Source organism: Aminobacter sp. MSH1 (assembly GCF_003071665.1).
In the GTDB taxonomy this organism is placed as follows: domain Bacteria; phylum Pseudomonadota; class Alphaproteobacteria; order Rhizobiales; family Rhizobiaceae; genus Aminobacter; species Aminobacter niigataensis.
Map to the genome: position 1 here is coordinate 3,071,600 of NZ_CP026265.1, position 20,620 is coordinate 3,092,219.

A 20,620-nucleotide genomic window follows, 5' to 3' on the forward strand; every position below is an offset into this window, starting at 1 on the left:
GCAGAGACGGGCCTGCGACGGCCGGGGAGTGGGGGCTCCCCGGCCTTTTCATTTGCAGCACGACATGAGGCGCTCGAACTAAGTTGCTATCAGTAAATAGACAAATTTTGCCGTAGAGAGCCGTTTTCAAGCATTTCCTTTCGGTGTTGGCCTCGCTAGGACTCTTGCCTAGGGAGCCCGCCGAATGAAATCAGAACCGCATGTAGCGCTTTCGGAGCCCGTCTCCGATGAGGTCCGCAAGACCACATGCTACATGTGCGCCTGCCGCTGCGGCATCGACGTCCATCTCAAGGACGGCAAGGTCCGCTACATCGAAGGCAACCGCGACCATCCGGTCAATCGCGGCGTGCTCTGCGCCAAGGGCTCGGCCGGAATCATGCAGCACTACGCGCCGGCGCGGCTGCGCGCGCCGCTGCTCAGGACCGGGCCGCGCGGCTCGGGTCAGTTCAAGGAAATCTCCTGGGACGAGGCCCTGGCTCTGGCCACCGACTGGCTGGACGGCGTCCGGCAGGACGATCCGAAGAAGCTGGCCTTCTTCACCGGGCGCGACCAGTCGCAGTCGCTGACCGGGTTCTGGGCGCAGCAGTTCGGCACGCCGAATTATGCCGCCCATGGCGGATTCTGCTCGGTCAACATGGCGGCGGCCGGCATCATGACCATTGGCGGGGCGTTTTGGGAATTCGGTGCGCCCGACTGGGACCGGACCAAGCTCTTCGTCATGTTCGGTGTCGCCGAGGACCACGATTCCAATCCGATCAAGATCGGCATCTCGAAGCTCAAGAAGCGCGGCGCGCGTTTCGTCTCGGTCAATCCGGTGCGAACCGGCTATTCCGCCGTCGCCGACAACTGGATCGGTATCCGGCCCGGCACCGATGGCCTGCTGATCCTTGCGGTCGTGCACGAACTGCTCAAGGCGCGGAAGATCGATGTCGACTACATCGTGCGTTATTCCAACGCGACCTGGCTGGTGGTCGATGCGCCGGGAACCGCCGAACACGGGCTTTTCGTCCGCGACGACAACGGCAAGCCGCAGGTCTTCGAAACGGTGACCGAGCACGTCGTGCCACTGGGCACCAGGGGCGCGCGGGCGGCCTTGTCGGGCCGGGTCGAGCTACCGGATGGCCGCTTCGCCGTGCCGTCATTCCAGCTCCTCGCCGAAAAATACCTCGATCCACAATATGCGCCGGAAGCGGTCGCCAAGGAGACCGGCATTGCTGCCGATGTCATCCGCGGACTGGCGGCCGAGATCGCGCGCGTCGCCTTCGATGAGGCGATCAGCATCGACCAGCCCTGGACCGACATGAATGGCGAGCGCCACGAGGCGTTTGTCGGCCGGCCGGTGTCGTTCCATGCCATGCGCGGGCTTTCGGCCCACTCCAATGGCTTCCAGACGGCGCGCGCGCTGCACATGCTGCAGGTGCTGATCGGCGCCGTCGACTGCCCGGGCGCATTCCGTTTCGAGCCGCCTTATCCCAAGCCGATCGAAGCGCATCCGACGCCGCACGGCAAGGCCGAGCATTTCGGCTCCAACAAGCCGCTTTCGGGCCCGCATCTCGGCTTTCCCCGGGGGCCGGAAGATCTGTTGCTCGACGCCGAAGGCCGGCCGATGCGGATCGACAAGGCGTTCTCGTGGGACGCGCCGATCTCGGCTCACGGGCTGATGCACATGGTGATCGCCAATGCGCATGCCGGCGATCCGTACCCGATCGACCTGATGTTCCTCTACATGGCCAACATGGCCTGGAACTCGTCGATGAACACGGCGGGCGTCATCAAGATGCTCGAGGACAAGGACCCTGAGACAGGCGAATACCGCATCCCGAAGATCATCTATTCGGATGCCTATTCCTCCGAGATGGTGGCTTACGCCGACCTCGTGCTGCCCGATACGACTTATCTCGAACGACATGACTGTATTTCGCTGCTCGACCGGCCGATATCCGAACCGGATGCCGTGCAGGACGCCATTCGCTGGCCGGTGGTCGAGCCGGACCGTGACGTGCGCGGTTTCCAATCGGTGCTGATCGACCTCGGCGCGCGGCTCAGGCTGCCTGGCTTCGTCGATAGCCGTGGCAAGGCGCTCTACAAGGACTACGCCGACTATATCGTGCGTCACGAGCGGCGGCCCGGCATCGGCCCGCTGGCTGGGTTTCGCGGCAGCAACGGCGACCGGGCCGGGCGCGGGGCGATCAATCCGGAGCAGCTCAATCGCTATATCGAGAACGGCTCGTTCTTCTCAGTGCACATCCCGCTCGAAGCCCAGTTCTTCAAGCATGCCAACAAGGCCTACCAGGATTTCGCCGTTCGCATGGGCTTCTTCGACGAGCCCAAGCCGGTGACCTTCCAGCTCTACCAGGAAACGCTGCAGAAGTTCCGGCTGTCGGCTGAGGGCCTGCGCGAGCCGGCAGCGCCCGAGACGCATCGCGAACGCATCCTCGCCACCTTCGATCCGCTGCCGATGTGGTACCGGCCGTTCGAGGAGGCTGCCGTCAGCCGCGAGGAGTATCCCTACCATGCCATCACCCAACGTCCGGCGGCGATGTATCATTCCTGGGGCTCGATGAACGCCTGGCTGCGCCAGATTCATACGAAAAACCCGCTCTACGTGCCGGGTTCAATCTGCGACGAGATCGGTCTCGTCGACGGCGACTGGGTCTGGGTGATCTCGCATCACGGCCGGATCAAGGTCGAGGTCGCGCGCATGGAAGCGGTCAATTCGAGTACGATCTGGACCTGGAACGCGATCGGCAAGCGCGAAGGCGCCTGGGCGCTCGACAAGGATGCACCCGAAGCCAAAAAAGGCTTCCTGATGAACCACTTGATCCACGAACTTCTACCGCCGAAGGGCGACGGTATGCGTTGGTCGAACTCCGATCCGATCACCGGCCAGGCGGCCTGGTACGACCTTAGAGTGCGCATCGAGAAGGCCGAGCGAGCCGAGGTCAGCGAACCGCATTTTGGTGCGGTAGCACCGGAGCGCGCGCAAGCGGAAGAACTCCGCTACGGCCAGGAGTGGGCAAAATGACCCTGCTGCCCTCGTCGCCAACGCCCAGAAAACTCGGGCTCGTCATCGACCTCGATGTCTGTGTCGGCTGCCATGCCTGCGTCATCAGCTGCAAGGAATGGAATACCGGCGGCTATGGCGCCGCATTGTCGGATCAGGACCCCTATGGTGCTGATGTCTCCGGTACCTTCCTCAACCGCATCCACACCTTCGAGGTCCTGCCGGAGGGCGGGCAGGTGATCGGCGAGGCGGGCGAAGCGCGCATCGTGCATTTCCCAAAATCCTGCCTGCATTGCGAGGACGCGCCTTGCGTCACCGTGTGCCCGACGGGTGCCTCCTACAAGCGCGCCGAAGACGGCATCGTTCTGGTCGACGAGAGCAAATGCATCGGCTGTGGGCTGTGTGCCTGGTCCTGCGCCTATGGCGCGCGCGAAATGGACCTCGCCGCAGGGGTGATGAAGAAGTGCACGCTGTGCGTCGACCGCGTCTACAATGAGACGCTGAAAGAGATCGACCGGGTGCCGTCCTGCGTGCGCACATGCCCGGCCAATGCCCGGCATTATGGCGATCTCGGCGATCCCACTTCGGATGTCTCCCGCATGGTGGCCGAACGTGGCGGCTACGACCTGATGCCGGAACAGGGCACACGCCCGACCAACAAATATCTGCCGCCGCGTGCACGCAAGCCACTCGCCGCAAGTGCCGGTTCGGCGGTGCTCGCTGAAAACACCGACGGCGCCAAGGGCTTTTTCGCCTGGCTCGACGGCATGCTGGACCGAATCTGAAATATGCATCCTGCACCTTCCATCATCCTGTTCACCACGCTTTCCGGGCTCGGCTACGGCCTGGCGGCGGTGCTGGGTCTCGGCCTGCTCGACGCTTCAACCCTGTCGGTGAAGATCGCGCATCTGGCTGCGCTGGCGATGATTGCCGGCGGGCTGCTGTCGTCGACCCTGCATCTCGGCAATCCGCAGCGCGCCTGGCGGGCGCTGTCGCAATGGCAGTCGAGCTGGCTGTCGCGCGAAGGCGTGATGGCAATACTGACCTTCGTGCCCCTGACGATTTCCGCCTGGTTCTCGGTTGTCGAGGGGCGGTACCTTCCGGTTGCCGGTCTCATCGGCACGGCCATGTGTGGCATCACCGTCTACTGCACGGCAATGATCTATGCCTCGCTGCGCTCGCTCCAGGCCTGGAACACCGGGCTTACGCCGCTTTGCTACCTGTTGTTCGCCGCCGCAGGCGGCTTCCTGCTTGCAGCCGTCGCCGGGTACTCATCCGGCACGGGCGGCACGGTTTGCGCCGCAATCGCGGCTCTGTCTGTTGTGGCGGCGTGGATTGCCAAGCACCAATGGTGGACACGCCTGCGGACGCTCGTGCCCCTGTCGACGCCCGAGAGTGCCACCGGGCTCGGCAATATCGGCCACGTTCGGCTGTTCGAGCGGCCGCACATCAACGATAACTACCTGACCCGTGAGATGGGCTTCAAGGTCGCCCGCAAGCACGCACTGAAGCTGTCGAAGATTGCGATGATTGCCGGCGGCGCCGTGCCAGTGTTGCTGCTGGTGGTCGCGATGCTCTCAGGCGTGGGCGCCGTGACCATCGTCGCATCGGTACTTGCCGTTGGGTTCTATGCGCTTGGCCTGGTCGTTGAACGCTGGCTTTTCTTCGCCGAGGCTAGTCACGCCGTCATGAACTATTACGGCGGGTAGCGCGTCGGCGAGGCTCAGGAATCGGCAGCCAGCTTGTCGGTCTTGTTGGCCTTCCGGCGCTTTCCCTTGGAAAGCGTCCAGCGCTTGTGGAACCACATCCACTGCCCCGGATCCTCGCGAATCCAGCGTTCGACGGTATCGTTGAGCATCTGGGTGGTCGCTTGGACGTCGACCGCGCCGTCGGCGCGGCGCGGCAGCGTCAGCTTTTCCTCGACGGACAGGCGGTAGAGGTTGCCTGGAAGCCGGACGCAATGGGCGGGATAGACGTCGCACTCATAGTGGCGCGCCAGCATGGCGAGCACCGGATTGGTTTCGCATTCGCGACCAAAGAAGGTCGTCCGCAGGCCGCGGTTGAATTTCTGGTCGACAAGCACCCCAACGTTGCCGCCGCGGTCGAGGATGCCTGCCAGCGCAAATGATGCGCCGCGCTGCGAGGCCAGCAGGTCGCCCATGTTCGACGTGCGTGTCGAGAGGATGTACTCGGCGAGATAGGGATTGTTCGGAGGCCTGAACAGCGCCGTGATCTTCATGCCGAAGGTCGCGGCGGCAATCGGCAAAAGCTCGAAATTGCCGAGATGTGCGGTGAAAAGGATATGCGGCTTCTGCTCGCCGGCGATCTCGGCGAAATGCTCGTCGCCCGCCACCTCGATGCGGCCGGGCGTGCTTGCCTTGGGATCGAAGTCGAAAATCTGCTCGAGGAAGATGTACTCCGCGCCGAGCCGGCCCATATTGCCCCACATGTCGAGGGCGATGGCTTCGATCTCGGCTTCGCTCTTTTCCGGATAGGCATTGCGCAGGTTGGCAAGGGCAACCCGATGGCGGCCGAACCACGGGCCGACGGTACGTGCCGCGCGGTCGGCGAAGTTCAGCGCCTTGTCGACTGGAAAGAGCCGGAGCAGCTTGAGCACCACGAGAGCGACCTGCGCGACCAGCCAATAGTTGAGCATGCGCAACCGCCCCATGATCCGAACGACCGTGGGGTTGGGTATCTTGCTGGCCTTCTTGCGGGGCAACTCCGGCAAATCCTCAGTCGATACGGAGGATGATCTTGCCGAACACGTCGCGACCTTCCATCCGCTTCAGTGCGGTGTCGATGGAAGTGAAGTCGACCTCGGTGTCGATGATCGGCTTGACGAGACCGGCGGCCATCTTCTGCATGGCGTCGGCCATGTTTTCCATGCGGCAGCCGAAGGAGCCGAGGATCTTCAGCTGTTGCTGGAACAGCATCATCAGGTTCATGTCGGTGGAAACGCCTGATGTCGAGCCGCAGGTAACGAGGCGGCCGCCACGCTTCAGGCTGAACATCGAGCCAGCCCAGGTGTCCTTGCCGACGTGCTCGAAGACAACGTCGACGCCCTTCTTCCTGGTCAGCTTGCGCACCACGCCTTCGAAACGGTCTTCGCGGTAGTTGATGACATGATCGGCACCGAGGGCCTTGGCCTTCTCGATCTTTTCGTTCGAGCCGACAGTGGTGATGACGGTGCAGCCCACCTTCTTGGCTAGCTGGATCGCTGCCGAGCCGATGCCCGAGCCGCCGGCGTGGATCAGGATCGTCTCGCCCGGTTCGAGCTTGGCGTTGTCGAACAGCATGTGCTCGACGGTACCAAAGGTGACTGGGGCGACTGCAGCACCAATGGCGTCGACGCCGGGAGGGGCGGGGACGAGCAGTCGTGCCGGCAGGTTGATCTTTTCCTGGGCAAAGCCGTCGAGGTGGAAGCCGTGCACGCCCGAGACATGCTCGCAGAGATTGTCACGACCCTCGCGGCACGGGCGGCACAGGCCGCAGGTGCGGGCACCGTAGATCGAGACCAACTGGCCGGGTGCGAGACCGGTGACGCCGGGGCCGACCTCATCGACCTCGCCCGAGGCTTCGGCGCCGATGACCAGCGGCATCTTGCGCTTGGCAAAGGCCATGCCGCGCCAGCCCCATACGTCGATGTGGTTGAGGGCCACGGCCTTGATGCGGAGCGTGACTTCGCCGAGGCCGGGTGGCGGCGGCGGAGCGATGTCCACCTGCTCGAGCCGGCGGTCCTCGACGAGCTGCAATGCGCGCATGATGTCGCTAAATCCTTGTCTCTGGAACGTTGAGACGGTCGCTTAGACCGGTTCCCGCGCCATGACAAGGCAGGTGTTCTGGCCGCCGAAGCCGAAGGAGTTGGAAAGCACGGTGCGAACTTCGGCCTTCCGCTTCACATTGGGCACCACGTCGAGCTCGATCGAAGGATCGGGATTGTCGTAGTTGATGGTCGGCGGGATGACGCCCTCGCGCATGGTCATCAGCGAGAATGCCGCTTCGATGGCCCCTGCTGCTGACAGCGTGTGACCGATCATCGACTTGTTGGAAGAGACGGGAATCTTGCGGATGCGTTCGCCGAACACGGTCGACAGCGACAAATGTTCCATCTTGTCGTTTTCAGGCGTCGACGTGCCATGGGCGTTGACGTAGTCGATCTCGTCTTCGCGGAGGCCTGCGTCGGCGAGGGCGGCCTTGACCGCGCCGATGGCGGGCGAACCGTCCGGCTTGGAGCGGGTACGGTGGAAGTCGTCTGACTTTTCGCCGCAGCCGCGCAGGATGCCGAGCACTTCCGCCCCGCGGGCGAGCGCGCTTTCGAGCGATTCCAGCACGAGCGCTGCGGAGCCTTCCGCCAGCACGAAGCCGTCGCGGTCCTTGGAGAATGGCTTGGAGGCCTTTGCCGGCACCTCGTTGTTGGTTGAAAGCGCCGAAAGCAGCGAAAAGCGGATCAGCGCCTCGGCGGTAGCTGAGCCGTCGGCGCCGATTGACAGCGCGCGGTCGCATTCGCCGCGGCGGATGGCCTCGACGCCAAGCTGGATCGCGGTGGCACCCGACGCGCAGGCAGTCGAGAGCGTGATCGGCAGGCCACGCGTGCCGAACAGGTCGGCAAGACGGTCGGCGATGGAGCCGAACTGCGCCGTTTCGAACATGTCGAGCGAGTTCTGGCTGCGCGCCACCTTGAGCAGGCGCTCGTAGCCGGAGCCTTCCTTGTCGCCAGCATAGAGCGCGAGGCGGTCGGCCCAGTCGAGCTCGACCGGCGGCGAGGCAAGGAACAGCGGGCCATCGAAATCCCCAGTGTCCAGCCCAGCCTCGGCCACGGCTTCCTTGGCGGCCGTCTCCGCCAGTTCGTATGTGAGGGCGCTGGAACCCTTGGTGCTCGACGGCAGGAAATCGATCATGCCCGAAATTTGGGTGTTGAGGAGAGCGACCGGGAAGCGGGTGATCGGGTGGATGCCCGACTTGCCCGATGTCAGCGCCGCCCAGTTTTCGGCCTTGCCGACGCCAAGCGAGGTGACGACACCGATGCCGGTGACGGCGACGACGGGTCTGCCGAGATGATCCTTCAGATTGGCCATGTTTTGTCCTGACACCCTTCAGCGCGGCGCGGAAACGAGCGCCATGCCTTCGAATTGGTGATAGCCGACCGCAGTTGCCAGCACTGATGCGGGCTTTCCGGCGAATGCCTTCTCGCCGGCCTCGAAGGCCGGATAGCCGGCGCCGCGGCTGACGGCGAGCGCGGCAAGCGCCACTGCGAACGGGAACTGCGCTTCCTTCATGTGTCCGGTGAGCGACGAAAGGGCGCGGGCTGCAATCGCCGGGTTGGCTTCCAACGCAGCCTTTTCGGCAGCCGTGGCCGCATGCGCGCCCGAGGCGCCAGAAATCGCCAGCAGCTCGCCGCCGGGCAGCTCAGCCCTGGAAATCAGCTCAGCAATGCCTGCTTCGAGCCCGCCATTGCGACGCCTGGTACGACCCGAAACGACTGGGCCGAGCTGGGCGTAGATCTTCTGGCCGCGGGCTTCGGCATGTTCGCGCGCTTCCAGCACGAGGAAAGCGCCGCCAGAGCCGGTGACCACGCCGCCACCTTCCGAGCCCTGCCTTTGCCAGACGGGTTTCCAGGGCCCGCGGTGCAGATAGCGCCCGAGTTCGTAGCCGAGCAGCATGTCGGGGTGCTCGGTCTGGAACGAGCCGCCGACCAGCACATGCGTCGACTGTCCCGACCGGATGCGGGCCGCTGCGGTCTCGATGGCGGCAACGCCTGCGCCTTCTTCGCCCATGAAAGTGCGCGAAGAGCCCGTGACCTTGTGGACGATCGAGATATTGCCGGCGAGCAGATTGGAAAGCTGGGCCAGGAAAAGCGTAGGCCTGAGTTCCGTGGTCAGCTTCTCATTGAGAAGCACGTCGCGGTCGGTGCGGTTTTCGGATGCCGCCAGCACGCCGGCGTCGACCGCTTCGTCGCGCTCGCCGCCGCCGGCGGCCACAACCATGTCCATGGTCGCGGTGAGGTCTTCATTGCCCTTGATGCCGGCATCGTCGAGCGCCATGCCCGCCGTATAGGTGCCAAGCCGCTGCCAGGTTTCCATCTGCCGCTGGTCGCCGCGCTTGGCGATCTGCAGGCCCCAATCGATCTCGGGCAGGGGATGCACGACATAGGGATGAAAGCGCTCGGCGTCGGTGACCGGTGCCACGCCGGGCGCGGTCATCTTGTCCCAATGGGCATCGCCGCCTTCTCCGAGCGAGGAGACAAGGCCGATGCCTGATATGACGACGTCGCGGTTGACCATGGGTGGCTTCAGCGTGCTCAGGCGTTCTTGGCGGCGACGAGTGCGTCGATCTTGGCGCAGAGGTTCTTCATGACGAAGTACTCGTCGGTCGAAGCCTTGCCGTCGTTGACTTCCTGCGTCCACTTCTCGAGCGGCACCTTGATGCCGAATTCCTTGTCGATGGCAAAGACGATGTCGAGGAAGTCGAGGCTGTCGATGCCCAGATCGTCAATGGTGTGGCTCTCGGGCGTGATGGTGTCGATGTCGATCTCGCTGGTTTCGGCAATGATCTTGGCGACTTTCTCGAATGTCGTGGACACGTTTTTTCCTTTGATGAGGGCGGTCATGAATCCGGGACAGATTCTGCGCGCATAGTTTTGAGGGGCTGTCTAATCGGTTTTTCCGGGCAGGAAAAGGCCCAATCCTGCGGCTTGGTTGACGCAACCGGCTGGGTAGGTCGGGGCAAGCAAGGGTGGCGCGCCACTAAAAGACGATGCGGCCGAGCACATGCAGCCTTTCTCCTTGCAGGCCGACGATCAGCGCTTCGCCCTCGCGCGCCGCCGCTCCGGTCAGTGCCTGGATGTTCTCCAGGTGGGTCACGAGCACGAGATTGTCCGAGCCGGAATAGTTGCGGATTATCTCCAGGATTGCGGCGACATCGACCTCCGCGGTTGCCTCGGTGGGTTTGTCGAGCGCGGCCAGCGGTTCAACCACCTGGTCATTAAAGGCGAGGCGGGCGGTTTCCAGCGTCCGGCAGAACCGGCTGGCCAACACCTTTTCGACGGGGGCTGCGCGGGCGGCGAACAATGCGCCGATCTTGCGCGCCTGCTGGCGACCGCGGTCGGACAGATTGAGCTGGGTAGCACATTTTTCGATGTCGAAGTTTGGCGGTTCGACAGTGCCGGTGGTCATCGCGTTGCGCAGCAGCACGACATGGCCGCCGTTGCGCAGCAATGCCCAGCCGGCTTCGGTGGCGTGGGCAGGCAGCGCGCCGAACAAAAACATGACCGCAATGGCAATTCTAAGCATGAATGATCCCGAACAGGCGACGCGGATATAGGGATGCCAAAGCCGAATGAAAGGCAAGGCGATGCCAAATGCTGGTGAGAGCTTCATCTCGCCGCATGGGAGCTTGATCGGAGCCGGTCAGGGAGCAATGCTTTGACAAGCCGATTCCCGAATTCGCCAGAGTGCCGATGTCACCGCTTGCTGAAACAGTACTCTTCGTCTTCGGCCTCGTGGCCTTGGGATATATCTCAGGCGTGACCGGCTATCTGCGAACTGAAACCGGCGATGCGCTTTCAGAGTTCGCCATCGGCGTGGCTCTGCCGCTTTTGCTGTTCCGCACCATGATCGGTGCGAACTTCCATGGCTCGGCGCCATGGGCGCTGTGGGCGACCTATTTCATTGCCGTTGCGGTGGCCTGGACAGCCGGCCATCTGGCGACCACCCGCTTGTTCGGCCGCGACGGACAGGCGGGCGTGGTCGGCGGCGTCTCATCGGCCTTTTCCAACCTGGTGTTGCTCGGCATTCCGTTCATGCTTGGCGTGTTCGGCCAGCAGGGGTTCGAGATCCTTTCGCTGATCGTCTCGGTGCATTTGCCGACCATGATGATGGCCTCGATCATTCTTTTCGAGATGTTCGGTCCCAGGCGCAACGAGCCGGTGCATCCGCTCGCCATCGTCCGCGATTTCCTGCGCAAGATGTTCACCAACCCGTTGATCATCGGCATTCTGGCAGGCCTTGCCTGGCGTGTGACCGGTTTCCCGCTACCCTCGCTCGCGATCCGCTTCGTCGATGCACTGGCCAATATCGCAGGCCCGGTCGCGCTGTTTGCGATGGGGCTGGGGCTCAGGAAGTTCGGCGTTTCCGGCAACATCAAGCCGGCACTCGCATTGTCGGTGCTCAAGTTGATGCTGATGCCTGCGGTTGCGCTTGCCTTCGCCTGGCTGTTCGGGCTGCCGCCATTGTCGGCCAAGGTGGCGGTCGCGGCGGCGAGCCTGCCTTCGGGCGTCAATTCCTATCTCATCGCCACGCAATTCGGCACCGGCCAGGCACTCGCATCCAACCAGATGACCATCGCCACCGCATGCGCCGTGGTGACGACCGCTTTCTGGCTGACGGTCGCAACGATGGTGTTCGGCTGAGGGCGGGACATTCGATTGAGGCTGGACCAGCATGTCCATGCCATAATGTGGTTGATCGCCTGGCTTTCGGCGCGCTACTAATTTTCGCACAAGCGCGCCGGGCATTGGCCGATCCGAAGGCGGACGCTTCCCGCGTCCCGCCGGCGCCATATCAGGAGGTGAGCCATGCTCCAGAAAGCCAGTCAGTTCATGCGGCAGGCCAATCTCATCAATGGCGAATGGGTGCAGGCCGATTCCGGCAAGACCATTGACGTCATCAACCCGGCAACGGGGCTGAAGATCGGCACCGTGCCGAGATCCGGGGCTGCGGAAACCCGTCGCGCCATCGAGGCGGCCAACGAAGCTTTCAAAACCTATCGCAAGACCTCGGCGCTCGAGCGCTCGAAGCTGCTGCGCAAGCTGCACGACGCCATCATGGACAATCAGGATTCGCTCGCCGAACTGCTGACCATCGAGCAGGGCAAATCGCTGGCCGAATCCCGCGGCGAGGTTGGCTCGTCGGCGGCCTATGTGCTGTGGTTTGCAGAAGAGGCGCGCCGGACCTACGGCGACGTGGTGCCGTCGCCCTGGGCTGACCGGCGCATTCTCGTCACCAAGGAGCCGGTGGGTGTCATCGCGGCGATCACGCCGTGGAATTTCCCGTCGTCGATGCTGTCGCGCAAGCTCGGACCGGCGCTCGCCGCCGGTTGCACGGCAGTCGTCAAGCCGGCGTCGCAGACGCCTTATTCGGGTCTTGCCTGGGGCGCGCTGTGCGAGGAGGTCGGCTTTCCCAAGGGCGTGGTCAACGTTCTGACGGGCTCGGCTGGGGAGATAGGCGACGAGATATGCGCCAATCCGCTGGTCAAGAAGATCACCTTCACCGGCTCGACCGAGGTCGGCAAGCTGCTGATCGAGAAGTCTGCCGCCACGGTCAAGAAGGTGTCGATGGAACTCGGCGGCAATGCCCCGTTCCTCGTCTTCGACGACGCCGACCTCGACCGCGCGGTCGAGGGCTCGATCACCGCCAAGTACCGCAATTCGGGCCAGACCTGCGTCTGCACCAACCGCTTCTTCGTGCAGGCTGGTATCTATGACAAGTTCGTCGAGACGTTCGCAGCGGCTTCCAGCAAGCTGAAGGTCGGCTCGGGCCTCGACGAAGGCGTGCAGCAGGGCCCGCTGATCGACGTAAAGGCGGTCGAAAAGGTCGAGGAATTCATCTCCGACGCCACCGCCAAGGGCGGCAAGGTGGTTGCCGGCGGCAAGCGCCATGCGCTCGGTGGCTCGTTCTTCGAGCCGACGGTGATTGCCAATGCGACGCCCGAGATGAAGTTCATGAAGGAAGAGATTTTCGGCCCCGTGGCGCCTGTCTTTCGCTTCGAAACCGAGGAAGAGGCCATCGAACTCGCCAACAACACGGAGTTCGGCCTGGCAAGTTACTTCTATACCGGCAATCTCGGCCGTGCCTTCAGGGTGATGGAAGGGCTGAAGTACGGCATGGTCGGCGTCAACGAGGGCCTGATCACCACGCCCGAGGCGCCGTTCGGCGGCGTCAAGGAATCGGGCCTGGGCCGCGAAGGTGGACATCAGGGCATTGAGGACTATCTCGATACCAAATATGTCTGCATCGGCGGCCTCGGGCTTTAAGGCTCGATCCAACTTCATCGAAAACGCGCGGCATGTCCGCGCGTTTTCTTTGCCAAGATTTCTGAGGAATTGAGTCGGGAAAGACAATCAAGCCATTGTTTCAGTTGCGTTTTGTTGGGTGCTTGTCGCAGCTGTCTCTCCGTCGCTTCCTGAATAGTATTCCGCCCGCGACTGCGCCATGTTGCGGCCTGTGAATCGGCGGCCTGGGACGGATCGGCCGACTGCATTCGTTGACAACAAAGACGCGGAGGGCAGATGGGTTCGACAGGGCGCATGGTAGTCGGGGCATTCGGCCTTGTGGCGCTGGCCGTTGGGTTTCTGGCGGTCGTCTTCCTGACCGCGCCGGCGGCACCGGGGCCGGACCTTGCACGGGCGAAGACCTCCGTTAAGGGGCTCTATTCGGTCGCGATCGCCCCGGAAACCAGTGAACCGAGGCAGGGCGACCTGCATTCATGGATCGTAACGGTGACGACGCGGCAGGGCACTCCGGTCGACAATGCCAGCTTCACCATCGGCGGCGGCATGCCCGAACATGCCCATGGCTTGCCGACCAGCCCCGAGGCGACAGCCTATCTCGGCGATGGCCGCTACCGCATCGAGGGCATGAAGTTTTCTATGACCGGCTGGTGGCAGCTGAAGTTCGGCATCACGGCGCCAGTTGGGGTCGACGAAGCCACGTTCAACCTTGTGCTGTGAGGCGATGAAGGGCCGGCTGCTCACCAGCATCATTGCGGCAGCAGCGCTTGCTGCTGCGATGGCGGGCTGCAGCGATGCCGATTTCACCGACGCGGAAAAGCGCACGATAGCGTCGATGGCGCTTTCGGCTTTGGCGCCTCTGCCCGCGGACCCCACCAACCGTTTTGCCGACGATCCCGGAGCCGCGGCCCTTGGCGCCACGCTGTTCTTCGACACCGGGATGAGCCGCGACGGCAATGTGGCCTGCGGCACCTGCCACAAGATCGACCGCCAGTTCCAGGACGATCTGCCGCGCGGCATCGGAGTGGCGCAGACCAATCGGCGCACGATGCCGCTGGCGGGCGTGGCGCGCGATCCATTCTTCTTCTGGGACGGCCGCCGCGACAGCCTGTGGTCGCAGGCGTTGGTGCCGCTCGAGAATCCGTTGGAGCACGCCGGTACACGCACCTCTTATGCGCATTACATCAAGCGTCGCTTTGGCGAGCGTTACGAGCGGATCTTTCGGCCTTTGCCTGATCTCGATGGTCTCCCCGCAAGCGCCGGGCCATTCGGCACGCCGGCGGAGCAGGCGGCGTGGAGGGCGATGACGGTTCAGCAGCGCGATGGCGTCGATCTTGTCTTCGCCGACATCGGCAAAGCGATGGCGGCATTCGAACGCTCGCTGGTCCATGCGCCGACGCGCTTCGACCGGTTCGCCGATGCTCTTGCCAAGGGCACCGCACCGGCAGGCGATGCAGTGCTCTCCGAGGAAGAGGAGGCCGGCCTGCGACTGTTCATCGGCAAGGCCAATTGCTCGACATGCCACACCGGGCCGCGTTTCACCGACAACCACTTCCACAATACGGGCGTTCCCCCCGTCGCGGGCCTGCCCGTCGACCGGGGCCGCATCGCGGTCGTCGACGAGGTGCGGGCCGATCCCTTCAATTGCCTTGGAAAATTCCGCGACGGCGGCGAGGAGGCGTGCGGCGAACTGCGCTTCATGCAGAAGAGCTCGCCGGAACTGGTCCGAGCCTACAAGACGCCTTCGCTGCGCGGCGTGGCGGATCGGCCGCCCTACATGCATGCCGGCCAGTTGGCCACCCTCGAGCAGGTGGTCGACCACTACGTTAGGGCTCAAGCGAGCGTGGAAGGCGAGACGGAAATCCACCCGCTCCAGCTCTCCGACCGTGAGCGCGCCGCCCTTTTGGCGTTTCTCAAGACGCTGTCGGACTGATCAGCGGTCCTTGACCGTTTCCATCGCCACAAACGTCGACGTCTGGGCAACATGGGGCAGGGCGGAGATGCGTTCGCCGAGCACGCGTCGGTAGGCGGCGATGTCTTTGGTGCGCACCTTGAGCAGGTAGTCGAAGCTCGCCGCCATCATGTGGCACTGCTCGATCTCGCGCACGGCGTGCACCGCCCGGTTGAAATCGTCGAGTGCGGCCGAGCGGGTATCCGACAGCTTGACCTGGACGAAGGCAACGTGGCCTTCGCCCATGCGCTCGCTGTCGATCACCGCCTGATAGCCCTTGATGTAGCCATCTTTTTCCAGCCGCTTGACCCTTGCCTGCACCGGGGTCTTGGAAAGTCCGACTTTTGTGGCAAGCTCTGCCATCGACAGGCGGCCGTCGCGCGACAGTGCGAACATGATGTTGCGGTCGATGCGGTCCAAATGGTCTTCAGTCATCGAAATGGCAGCTTTGATGAATGGTGGGCTGGCAAATTCGTAGACGATTTGAGCTGCAAAGTCGAATTGTTTGGACCGGCTATATCTTGGGTGTTGTGCTAGTTTTCGACAAAAGGCTCGGCAGCGAGTTTCCCGCCGGGCACAGCCTCAACCGCTCGACAGGAACATCATGCTCGCGCTCGACGCCATCCGCCAGGAAATCCGCGCCAACTACCTCCCCGACGAAGCCGAGGCGCTGAAAAGGCTTTCGGCAACCGCCAATCTTTCGGTTGAAGACCGCAAGGCGATTTCCGCCCGCGCCGCCGACCTCGTGCGCGCAGTACGCGGCTCGACCGACCCGCGGCTGATGGAGGTTTTCCTCTCCGCCTACGGCCTTTCGACCAAGGAAGGCGTGGCGCTGATGTGCCTGGCCGAAGCGCTGTTGCGCGTGCCCGATACCGAAACCATGGACGACCTGATCAAGGACAAGATCGCGCCGCACGACTGGTCGTCGCATTCGGGTGGTTCGAGCTCGATTTTCGTCAACGCGTCGACCTGGGCGCTGATGCTCACGGGCCGCGTGCTCGACGAAGGCGAGGGCTCCATCGAGCGCACGCTGCGTTCGATGGTCCGCCGCCTTGGCGAGCCGGTCATCCGCACCGCGGTGGCGGCTGCCATGCGCGAAATGGGCGAGCAGTTCGTGCTGGGCCGTACCATCACCGAGGCGGTCAAGCGCGGCCGCTCGATGATCCAGAAGGGTTATCTCTACTCCTTCGACATGCTGGGCGAAGCCGCCCGCACTGAATCCGACGCGCTGCGCTATCATCGCGCCTATGCCGAAGCGATCTCGTCGCTCGACAACGGCACCAACGGCCCCGACATCCGCTACAACCACGGCATCTCGGTCAAGCTTTCGGCGCTGCACCCGCGCTACGAGGTCTCGCACCGGGACGAGATGCTGCCGGTGATGGCCGATCGGCTTTTGTCGCTGTGCCTTGCCGCCAAGCATGCCCGCATGGGCCTCAACATCGACGCCGAGGAGGCCGATCGCCTGGATCTGTCGCTCGACGTGATCGAACGCGTTCTGGCCGATCCGCAACTCGAAGGCTGGAACGGGTTCGGCGTCGTCGTGCAGGCCTACGGGCCGCGCACGGCCTTCGCCATCGACTGGCTCTACGCGCTTGCCAACAAGCTCGACCGCAACATCATGGTGCGCCTAGTCAAGGGCGCCTATTGGGACACCGAGATCAAGCGGGCCCAGGCGCTCGGCCTGCCGGGCTATCCCGTGTTCACGCGCAAGGCCAACACCGACGTCTCCTACATGGCCTGCGCCCGCAAGCTGCTGTCGATGACGGACCGCATCTATCCGCAGTTCGCCACACACAATGCGCATACGGTGGCCGCCATCCTGTCGATGGCAAACGATCGCACGTCTTTCGAATTCCAGCGCCTGCACGGCATGGGCGAGGCGCTGCACGAGACCGTTCGCAAAGCCGAGGGCACGCGCTGCCGCATCTACGCGCCGGTCGGCGCGCATTCCGACCTGCTCGCCTATCTCGTCCGCCGCCTGCTCGAAAACGGCGCCAATTCGTCCTTCGTGCATCAGTTGACCGACGAGGACGTGGCGCCGGAGGATATCGCCCGCGATCCCCTCGACACCGTGGAGATGCAAGGGCCCGCCTCCAATCCGTCGATCCCGGTTCCTGCGGCGATCTTCGGCGCCGGCCGCAAGAACGCCAAGGGCTGGGACATCACCGACACGGTGACCCTGGCCGCGCTCGACAAGGCCAAGGACAGCTTCAAGGGCCCCGACAGGTGGACGGCGAAACCGGTTACCCGTGCCGCCGGCTATGGCGCGTCGCGCAAGGTCATCAACCCGGCCAAGCCGGGCGACATCGTCGGCACCGTGACCGAGGCCGCGGCCAAGCAGGTGCCTACGGCCGTGCGCTTCGCCATCGAGGCGCAGCCAGCCTGGGCCAAGAAGCCGGTGGCCGAACGCGCCGCGATCCTGCGCCGTGCCGCTGATCTCTACGAGGCGAATGCTGCCGAGTTCTTTGCACTTGCTACTCGCGAGGCCGGCAAGTCGCTGGCTGACGGCGTGGCCGAGGTGCGCGAGGCTGTCGACTTCCTGCGCTACTACGCCGCCGAAGGTGAGAAAGCCGAGGCCGGCACCGAGGCGCGCGGCGCCATCGTCTGCATTTCACCGTGGAATTTCCCGCTCGCCATCTTCACCGGCCAGATCGCGGCGGCACTCGTCACCGGCAATTCGGTCATCGCCAAGCCCGCCGAACAGACGCCGCTGATCGCCGCCCGCGCGGTCGCCTTGATGCGCGAAGCCGGCGTGCCGGAAGACGTGATCCAGCTTTTGCCCGGCGACGGCCCCAATGTCGGCGCGCCGCTGACCGCCGATCCGCGCATTGCGGGTGTCTGCTTCACTGGCTCGACCGAGGTTGCCAAGCTGATCGAGAAGCAGTTGGCCGAGACCGCGGCCCCCGATGCGATGCTGATCGCCGAGACCGGCGGCCTCAACGCGATGATCGTCGATTCCACCGCATTGCCCGAGCAGGCGATCCGCGACGTGCTGGCCTCGTCGTTCCAGAGTGCCGGCCAGCGCTGCTCAGCGCTGCGCGTGCTTTATGTCCAGACCGACGTCGAAAAGAAGATGGTCGAGATGCTGAAGGGCGCGATGGATGCGCTGACCGTCGGCGATCCATGGCAGCTGTCGACCGATGTCGGTCCCGTCATCGACGAGGAAGCGCAGACATCGATCCGCGATTACTGCGCGAAGATGGAAGCCAAGGGCAAGCTCATCGCCAAGCTGGATGCGCCTGCCGACGGCCGTTTCGTCGCGCCGCATGTCTTCCGCGTGAAGGGCATCGAGGAAATGGAGCGCGAGGTGTTCGGCCCGGTGCTGCATGTCGCGACCTTTGAGGCCGATGAACTCGACAGCGTCATCTCGGCGATCAACCGCAAGGGCTACGGCCTGACCTTCGGCCTGCACACGCGTATCGAGGGCCGCGTCCAGCACATGGTCGACCGCATCCATGCCGGCAACATCTACGTCAACCGCAACCAGATCGGCGCCGTCGTCGGCTCGCAGCCCTTTGGCGGCGAGGGGCTGTCGGGCACCGGCCCCAAGGCGGGCGGCCCGCACTATCTCAGGCGCTTCCGCAAGGCGCCGGAAGCAGGCACCGTTTTGCCGGAGGGCCACAAGGTCACGGCGACGGAACTGGTCGACAACCTCGTCGATGCCGGCGAATGGGCAACGCGCCCCGATCGCATCGCCATCCTGCGCAAGCACCTGCGCGGCAAGGGCGCGGCTGCGATTGCCGCCGCGGCGAGCATAGACTTCGGCCAGGTCGATCTGCCCGGACCGACGGGCGAGGCGAACACCTTGTCGCTCAACCCGCGCGGCCGCGTTCTCTGCCTCGGGCCTGACGCCGATACGCTTCTGGCCCAGGCGATCCAGGCGCTTGCTGCCGGCAATGCGGTTCTGGCGGTTGCTCCCGGCGCGCCGGCGGCGCTCCAGCCGCTGCTCGGCAAGGGCTTGCCGATCGCGGCGATCGATGGCCGGCCCGATCCGGTCGAGACCCGTGCGCTGGCTGTCGATGTCGTCGCCTATTCGGGTACGGAAGAGAGCATGCGCATCGTCCGCAAGGTGATCGCGGAGCGCAAGGGGCCGATCGTGCCGCTGGTGAGCGAGGTGATCTACCCCGCCGCCTATGCCCATGAACGCGCCGTTTGCGTCGACACCACCGCGGCAGGCGGCAATGCCAGCCTGCTGGCGTCCGCCTGAAACGAAAAGGGGCAGGCCTAGGCCTGCCCCTCGATCTCTTCCGGCGCGCAGCCGAAACGCAAAAGATTGCCGTGCGGATCGTGGATGTAGAATTCCTTCATGTTCCACGGCCGAACGGCAAAATCGCTGAGCTTCTGGACCCCGCGGGCCAGGAATTCCGCGTGGAGGGCCGGCACTTCGCCGCCCCTGATGTAGCAGGACGACACCTCCGGCAGCTTGCGGTCGTCCGATCTCCAGAAATGGATCTCGATCTCGCCGCGACGGACGATCAGGTAGTCGTTCATTTCAGGCCCGATGACCTCGAAACCGAGCCTGTCGCGATAGAAATCGCGGCTCTCCCGCATGTCGGGCGAGGGCAGTACCGGGATGCTGCGGGCGAGGTCGGTCATGTTCAGGCGCCTTCGACGACCGAAAAACCTTCGAACTGCGGGTGGCCGACATAAGACGCCTTGGAGGAACCTGCGTTCTTGTGGGCGGCGCGGAAGTTTTCCGACTTAGTCCAGGCGACGAAGTCGTCCTGGCTGGCCCATACCGTATGCGAAGCGTAGAGCGTGTAGTCCTCGGCCTCGTTGACCGGGCCGCGCAGCAGATGGAACTCGCGGAAGCCCTTCATCTCGCTGAGTGAAGAATCGCGGTTCTTCCAGACGTCCTCGAAGGCCGTCTCGGAGCCGTTCTGCACCTTGAAGCGGTTCATTGCGATGTACATGGTATTTCCTTTCAACGGGTCTTTCGTTGCGTTTGTAACTTGTTTTGAACGCTGCGTAGCGACACGACATTGGGAGCGGACCGGTCCGCGGCCACAGCTGGGTTTGGCCCGGACTGAATTCTGGACTGATCGCGATAGTTTGCCAGTTCGGTGACGTTGGCGCTTGCCCTGATGGTCGCCAGCCGTTCGAAAAGCTCGCGCATTTCCGGCAGCAGGCCGTCGCCCGGGCGTTTCACCATCTGATCGAATTTGTTCAGTCCGAGCATGCGCCTGTGCCTTTCGATGCGTCTTGCGCCAGATGACGGGAGTTTCGGCAAGGCTGTCCTCAGATTCCGAAGGCGATGCCTGATTTGGATTCGGTGCGCAGTGACTTGAGGCAGGCCGCGCTGGCAATGCCGGGACCGGTGCAATCGGCAGCCTGGTTGATCAGTACGCGGCTGACCTTGGTGCAGTCGGTGCCCGACAGGTCGAAGCGCGTGACCTTGGTCTTGCCGGCCGGCAGTTCCTTGAAGTCGAGCACGGTCAAACGGTCGACCACGCCGGCGTCGTTGAACAGCGCGATCTCGAACGCCGCCTTAGACAATTCGGCGCCAAGGTTGTTGGTCACCACGAAGGTGAAGCGGCAGCCCTTGTCGGAGGGCTGCGCCGCGTTGAGTTCGAGCACCAGGGCAGGGGCCGGCGGAGCGCTTTGCGCGCCCGCCGAGCCCGCTGCCGCGAGCAGAACAACCATAGCCGCGGTC

The 20,620-nt window shown here is 63.9% G+C and carries 19 protein-coding genes; 8 read left to right on the forward strand and 11 right to left on the reverse strand.

Going from position 1 to position 20,620, the window contains the following annotated elements:
* Window positions 1-184 precede the first annotated feature (184 nt).
* From CO731_RS15165 to CO731_RS15175, 3 genes are read left to right on the forward strand one after another with little or no spacing between them, the layout of a single operon-like run.
* The gene (locus CO731_RS15165) at window positions 185-3,025 is read left to right on the forward strand and encodes a molybdopterin oxidoreductase family protein (protein ID WP_108607835.1); all 2,841 of its coding nucleotides are present in this window, start codon (window positions 185-187) and stop codon (window positions 3,023-3,025) included.
* Window positions 3,022-3,789, forward strand: a complete 768-nt coding sequence (locus tag CO731_RS15170; protein ID WP_108607836.1) for a 4Fe-4S dicluster domain-containing protein — start codon at window positions 3,022-3,024, stop codon at window positions 3,787-3,789. The genes CO731_RS15165 and CO731_RS15170 overlap by 4 nt, the downstream gene beginning before the upstream one ends.
* 3 nt (window positions 3,790-3,792) lie before the next feature.
* Complete coding sequence (locus tag CO731_RS15175; protein ID WP_108607837.1) at window positions 3,793-4,713, forward strand: DmsC/YnfH family molybdoenzyme membrane anchor subunit; 921 nt, start codon at window positions 3,793-3,795, stop codon at window positions 4,711-4,713.
* A 14-nt stretch (window positions 4,714-4,727) separates the two neighbouring features.
* Here CO731_RS15175 and CO731_RS15180 read toward each other — a convergent pair whose 3' ends face one another.
* The 6 genes from CO731_RS15180 to CO731_RS15205 all read right to left on the reverse strand — a co-directional run bounded on the left by CO731_RS15180 (window position 4,728) and on the right by CO731_RS15205 (window position 10,296).
* Window positions 4,728-5,675 (reverse strand): lipid A biosynthesis lauroyl acyltransferase, encoded by a 948-nt coding sequence (locus tag CO731_RS15180; protein ID WP_108609861.1) that lies wholly within the window; start codon window positions 5,673-5,675, stop codon window positions 4,728-4,730.
* 64 nt (window positions 5,676-5,739) lie between these two features.
* Window positions 5,740-6,768, reverse strand: a complete 1,029-nt coding sequence (locus CO731_RS15185; RefSeq protein ID WP_108607838.1) for a zinc-binding dehydrogenase — start codon at window positions 6,766-6,768, stop codon at window positions 5,740-5,742.
* Between the two features lie 42 nt (window positions 6,769-6,810).
* Window positions 6,811-8,082, reverse strand: a complete 1,272-nt coding sequence (locus CO731_RS15190) for a beta-ketoacyl-ACP synthase (RefSeq protein ID WP_108607839.1) — start codon at window positions 8,080-8,082, stop codon at window positions 6,811-6,813.
* An 18-nt stretch (window positions 8,083-8,100) separates the two neighbouring features.
* Window positions 8,101-9,288 (reverse strand): beta-ketoacyl-ACP synthase, encoded by a 1,188-nt coding sequence (locus tag CO731_RS15195; RefSeq protein ID WP_108607840.1) that lies wholly within the window; start codon window positions 9,286-9,288, stop codon window positions 8,101-8,103.
* A 17-nt stretch (window positions 9,289-9,305) separates the two neighbouring features.
* The gene (locus CO731_RS15200) at window positions 9,306-9,614 is read right to left on the reverse strand and encodes an acyl carrier protein (protein ID WP_183260656.1); all 309 of its coding nucleotides are present in this window, start codon (window positions 9,612-9,614) and stop codon (window positions 9,306-9,308) included.
* Window positions 9,615-9,750: 136 nt separating this feature from the next.
* Entirely contained in the window at window positions 9,751-10,296 is a 546-nt protein-coding gene (locus tag CO731_RS15205) for a histidine phosphatase family protein (RefSeq protein ID WP_108609862.1), read from the reverse strand.
* A 167-nt stretch (window positions 10,297-10,463) separates the two neighbouring features.
* Between CO731_RS15205 and CO731_RS15210 the strand changes: the two genes are divergently transcribed.
* The 4 genes from CO731_RS15210 to CO731_RS15225 all read left to right on the forward strand — a co-directional run bounded on the left by CO731_RS15210 (window position 10,464) and on the right by CO731_RS15225 (window position 14,946).
* A complete protein-coding gene (locus CO731_RS15210) occupies window positions 10,464-11,414 on the forward strand; it encodes an AEC family transporter (protein ID WP_108607841.1) in 951 nt (316 codons plus the stop codon).
* A gap of 165 nt (window positions 11,415-11,579) precedes the next feature.
* Window positions 11,580-13,037: an NAD-dependent succinate-semialdehyde dehydrogenase gene (locus CO731_RS15215; RefSeq protein ID WP_108607842.1), complete on the forward strand. Its 1,458-nt coding sequence runs from the start codon at window positions 11,580-11,582 to the stop codon at window positions 13,035-13,037.
* A gap of 255 nt (window positions 13,038-13,292) precedes the next feature.
* Complete coding sequence (locus CO731_RS15220; RefSeq protein ID WP_199914474.1) at window positions 13,293-13,733, forward strand: FixH family protein; 441 nt, start codon at window positions 13,293-13,295, stop codon at window positions 13,731-13,733.
* A gap of 4 nt (window positions 13,734-13,737) precedes the next feature.
* Entirely contained in the window at window positions 13,738-14,946 is a 1,209-nt protein-coding gene (locus CO731_RS15225) for a cytochrome c peroxidase (protein ID WP_108607843.1), read from the forward strand.
* Here CO731_RS15225 and CO731_RS15230 read toward each other — a convergent pair whose 3' ends face one another.
* On the reverse strand, window positions 14,947-15,399 hold the full coding sequence (locus CO731_RS15230) for an Lrp/AsnC ligand binding domain-containing protein (RefSeq protein WP_108607844.1): 453 nt from the start codon (window positions 15,397-15,399) through the stop codon (window positions 14,947-14,949). It abuts the gene before it with no gap.
* A gap of 169 nt (window positions 15,400-15,568) precedes the next feature.
* On the opposite strand from CO731_RS15230, the gene putA reads away from it, so the two are divergent.
* Window positions 15,569-19,174 carry a bifunctional proline dehydrogenase/L-glutamate gamma-semialdehyde dehydrogenase PutA gene (gene putA, locus CO731_RS15235; protein WP_108607845.1) on the forward strand — a complete coding sequence of 1,202 codons (3,606 nt, stop codon included), beginning with the start codon at window positions 15,569-15,571 and terminating at the stop codon, window positions 19,172-19,174.
* 17 nt (window positions 19,175-19,191) lie between these two features.
* Here putA and CO731_RS15240 read toward each other — a convergent pair whose 3' ends face one another.
* The 4 genes from CO731_RS15240 to CO731_RS15255 are packed head-to-tail and all read right to left on the reverse strand — an operon-like array spanning window position 19,192 to window position 20,610.
* The gene (locus CO731_RS15240) at window positions 19,192-19,563 is read right to left on the reverse strand and encodes a VOC family protein (protein ID WP_108607846.1); all 372 of its coding nucleotides are present in this window, start codon (window positions 19,561-19,563) and stop codon (window positions 19,192-19,194) included.
* A gap of 2 nt (window positions 19,564-19,565) precedes the next feature.
* On the reverse strand, window positions 19,566-19,880 hold the full coding sequence (locus CO731_RS15245; protein WP_108607847.1) for an antibiotic biosynthesis monooxygenase: 315 nt from the start codon (window positions 19,878-19,880) through the stop codon (window positions 19,566-19,568).
* An 11-nt stretch (window positions 19,881-19,891) separates the two neighbouring features.
* On the reverse strand, window positions 19,892-20,146 hold the full coding sequence (locus CO731_RS15250) for a hypothetical protein (RefSeq protein ID WP_108607848.1): 255 nt from the start codon (window positions 20,144-20,146) through the stop codon (window positions 19,892-19,894).
* A 59-nt stretch (window positions 20,147-20,205) separates the two neighbouring features.
* The gene (locus CO731_RS15255; protein WP_245439365.1) at window positions 20,206-20,610 is read right to left on the reverse strand and encodes a hypothetical protein; all 405 of its coding nucleotides are present in this window, start codon (window positions 20,608-20,610) and stop codon (window positions 20,206-20,208) included.
* Window positions 20,611-20,620 lie beyond the last annotated feature (10 nt).

Excerpts from the sequence above, each read along its gene's own strand:
- CO731_RS15165 (WP_108607835.1), top strand. The coding sequence starts at position 185 with ATGAAATCAGAACCGCATGTAGCGCTTTCGGAGCCCGTCTCCGATGAG.
- CO731_RS15170 (WP_108607836.1), top strand. The coding sequence starts at position 3,022 with ATGACCCTGCTGCCCTCGTCGCCAACGCCCAGAAAACTCGGGCTCGTC.
- CO731_RS15175 (WP_108607837.1), top strand. The coding sequence starts at position 3,793 with ATGCATCCTGCACCTTCCATCATCCTGTTCACCACGCTTTCCGGGCTC.
- CO731_RS15180 (WP_108609861.1), bottom strand. The coding sequence starts at position 5,675 with ATGGGGCGGTTGCGCATGCTCAACTATTGGCTGGTCGCGCAGGTCGCT.
- CO731_RS15185 (WP_108607838.1), bottom strand. The coding sequence starts at position 6,768 with ATGCGCGCATTGCAGCTCGTCGAGGACCGCCGGCTCGAGCAGGTGGAC.
- CO731_RS15190 (WP_108607839.1), bottom strand. The coding sequence starts at position 8,082 with ATGGCCAATCTGAAGGATCATCTCGGCAGACCCGTCGTCGCCGTCACC.
- CO731_RS15195 (WP_108607840.1), bottom strand. The coding sequence starts at position 9,288 with ATGGTCAACCGCGACGTCGTCATATCAGGCATCGGCCTTGTCTCCTCG.
- CO731_RS15200 (WP_183260656.1), bottom strand. The coding sequence starts at position 9,614 with ATGACCGCCCTCATCAAAGGAAAAAACGTGTCCACGACATTCGAGAAA.
- CO731_RS15205 (WP_108609862.1), bottom strand. The coding sequence starts at position 10,296 with ATGCTTAGAATTGCCATTGCGGTCATGTTTTTGTTCGGCGCGCTGCCT.
- CO731_RS15210 (WP_108607841.1), top strand. The coding sequence starts at position 10,464 with ATGTCACCGCTTGCTGAAACAGTACTCTTCGTCTTCGGCCTCGTGGCC.
- CO731_RS15215 (WP_108607842.1), top strand. The coding sequence starts at position 11,580 with ATGCTCCAGAAAGCCAGTCAGTTCATGCGGCAGGCCAATCTCATCAAT.
- CO731_RS15220 (WP_199914474.1), top strand. The coding sequence starts at position 13,293 with ATGGGTTCGACAGGGCGCATGGTAGTCGGGGCATTCGGCCTTGTGGCG.
- CO731_RS15225 (WP_108607843.1), top strand. The coding sequence starts at position 13,738 with ATGAAGGGCCGGCTGCTCACCAGCATCATTGCGGCAGCAGCGCTTGCT.
- CO731_RS15230 (WP_108607844.1), bottom strand. The coding sequence starts at position 15,399 with ATGACTGAAGACCATTTGGACCGCATCGACCGCAACATCATGTTCGCA.
- putA (WP_108607845.1), top strand. The coding sequence starts at position 15,569 with ATGCTCGCGCTCGACGCCATCCGCCAGGAAATCCGCGCCAACTACCTC.
- CO731_RS15240 (WP_108607846.1), bottom strand. The coding sequence starts at position 19,563 with ATGACCGACCTCGCCCGCAGCATCCCGGTACTGCCCTCGCCCGACATG.
- CO731_RS15245 (WP_108607847.1), bottom strand. The coding sequence starts at position 19,880 with ATGTACATCGCAATGAACCGCTTCAAGGTGCAGAACGGCTCCGAGACG.
- CO731_RS15250 (WP_108607848.1), bottom strand. The coding sequence starts at position 20,146 with ATGCTCGGACTGAACAAATTCGATCAGATGGTGAAACGCCCGGGCGAC.
- CO731_RS15255 (WP_245439365.1), bottom strand. The coding sequence starts at position 20,610 with ATGGTTGTTCTGCTCGCGGCAGCGGGCTCGGCGGGCGCGCAAAGCGCT.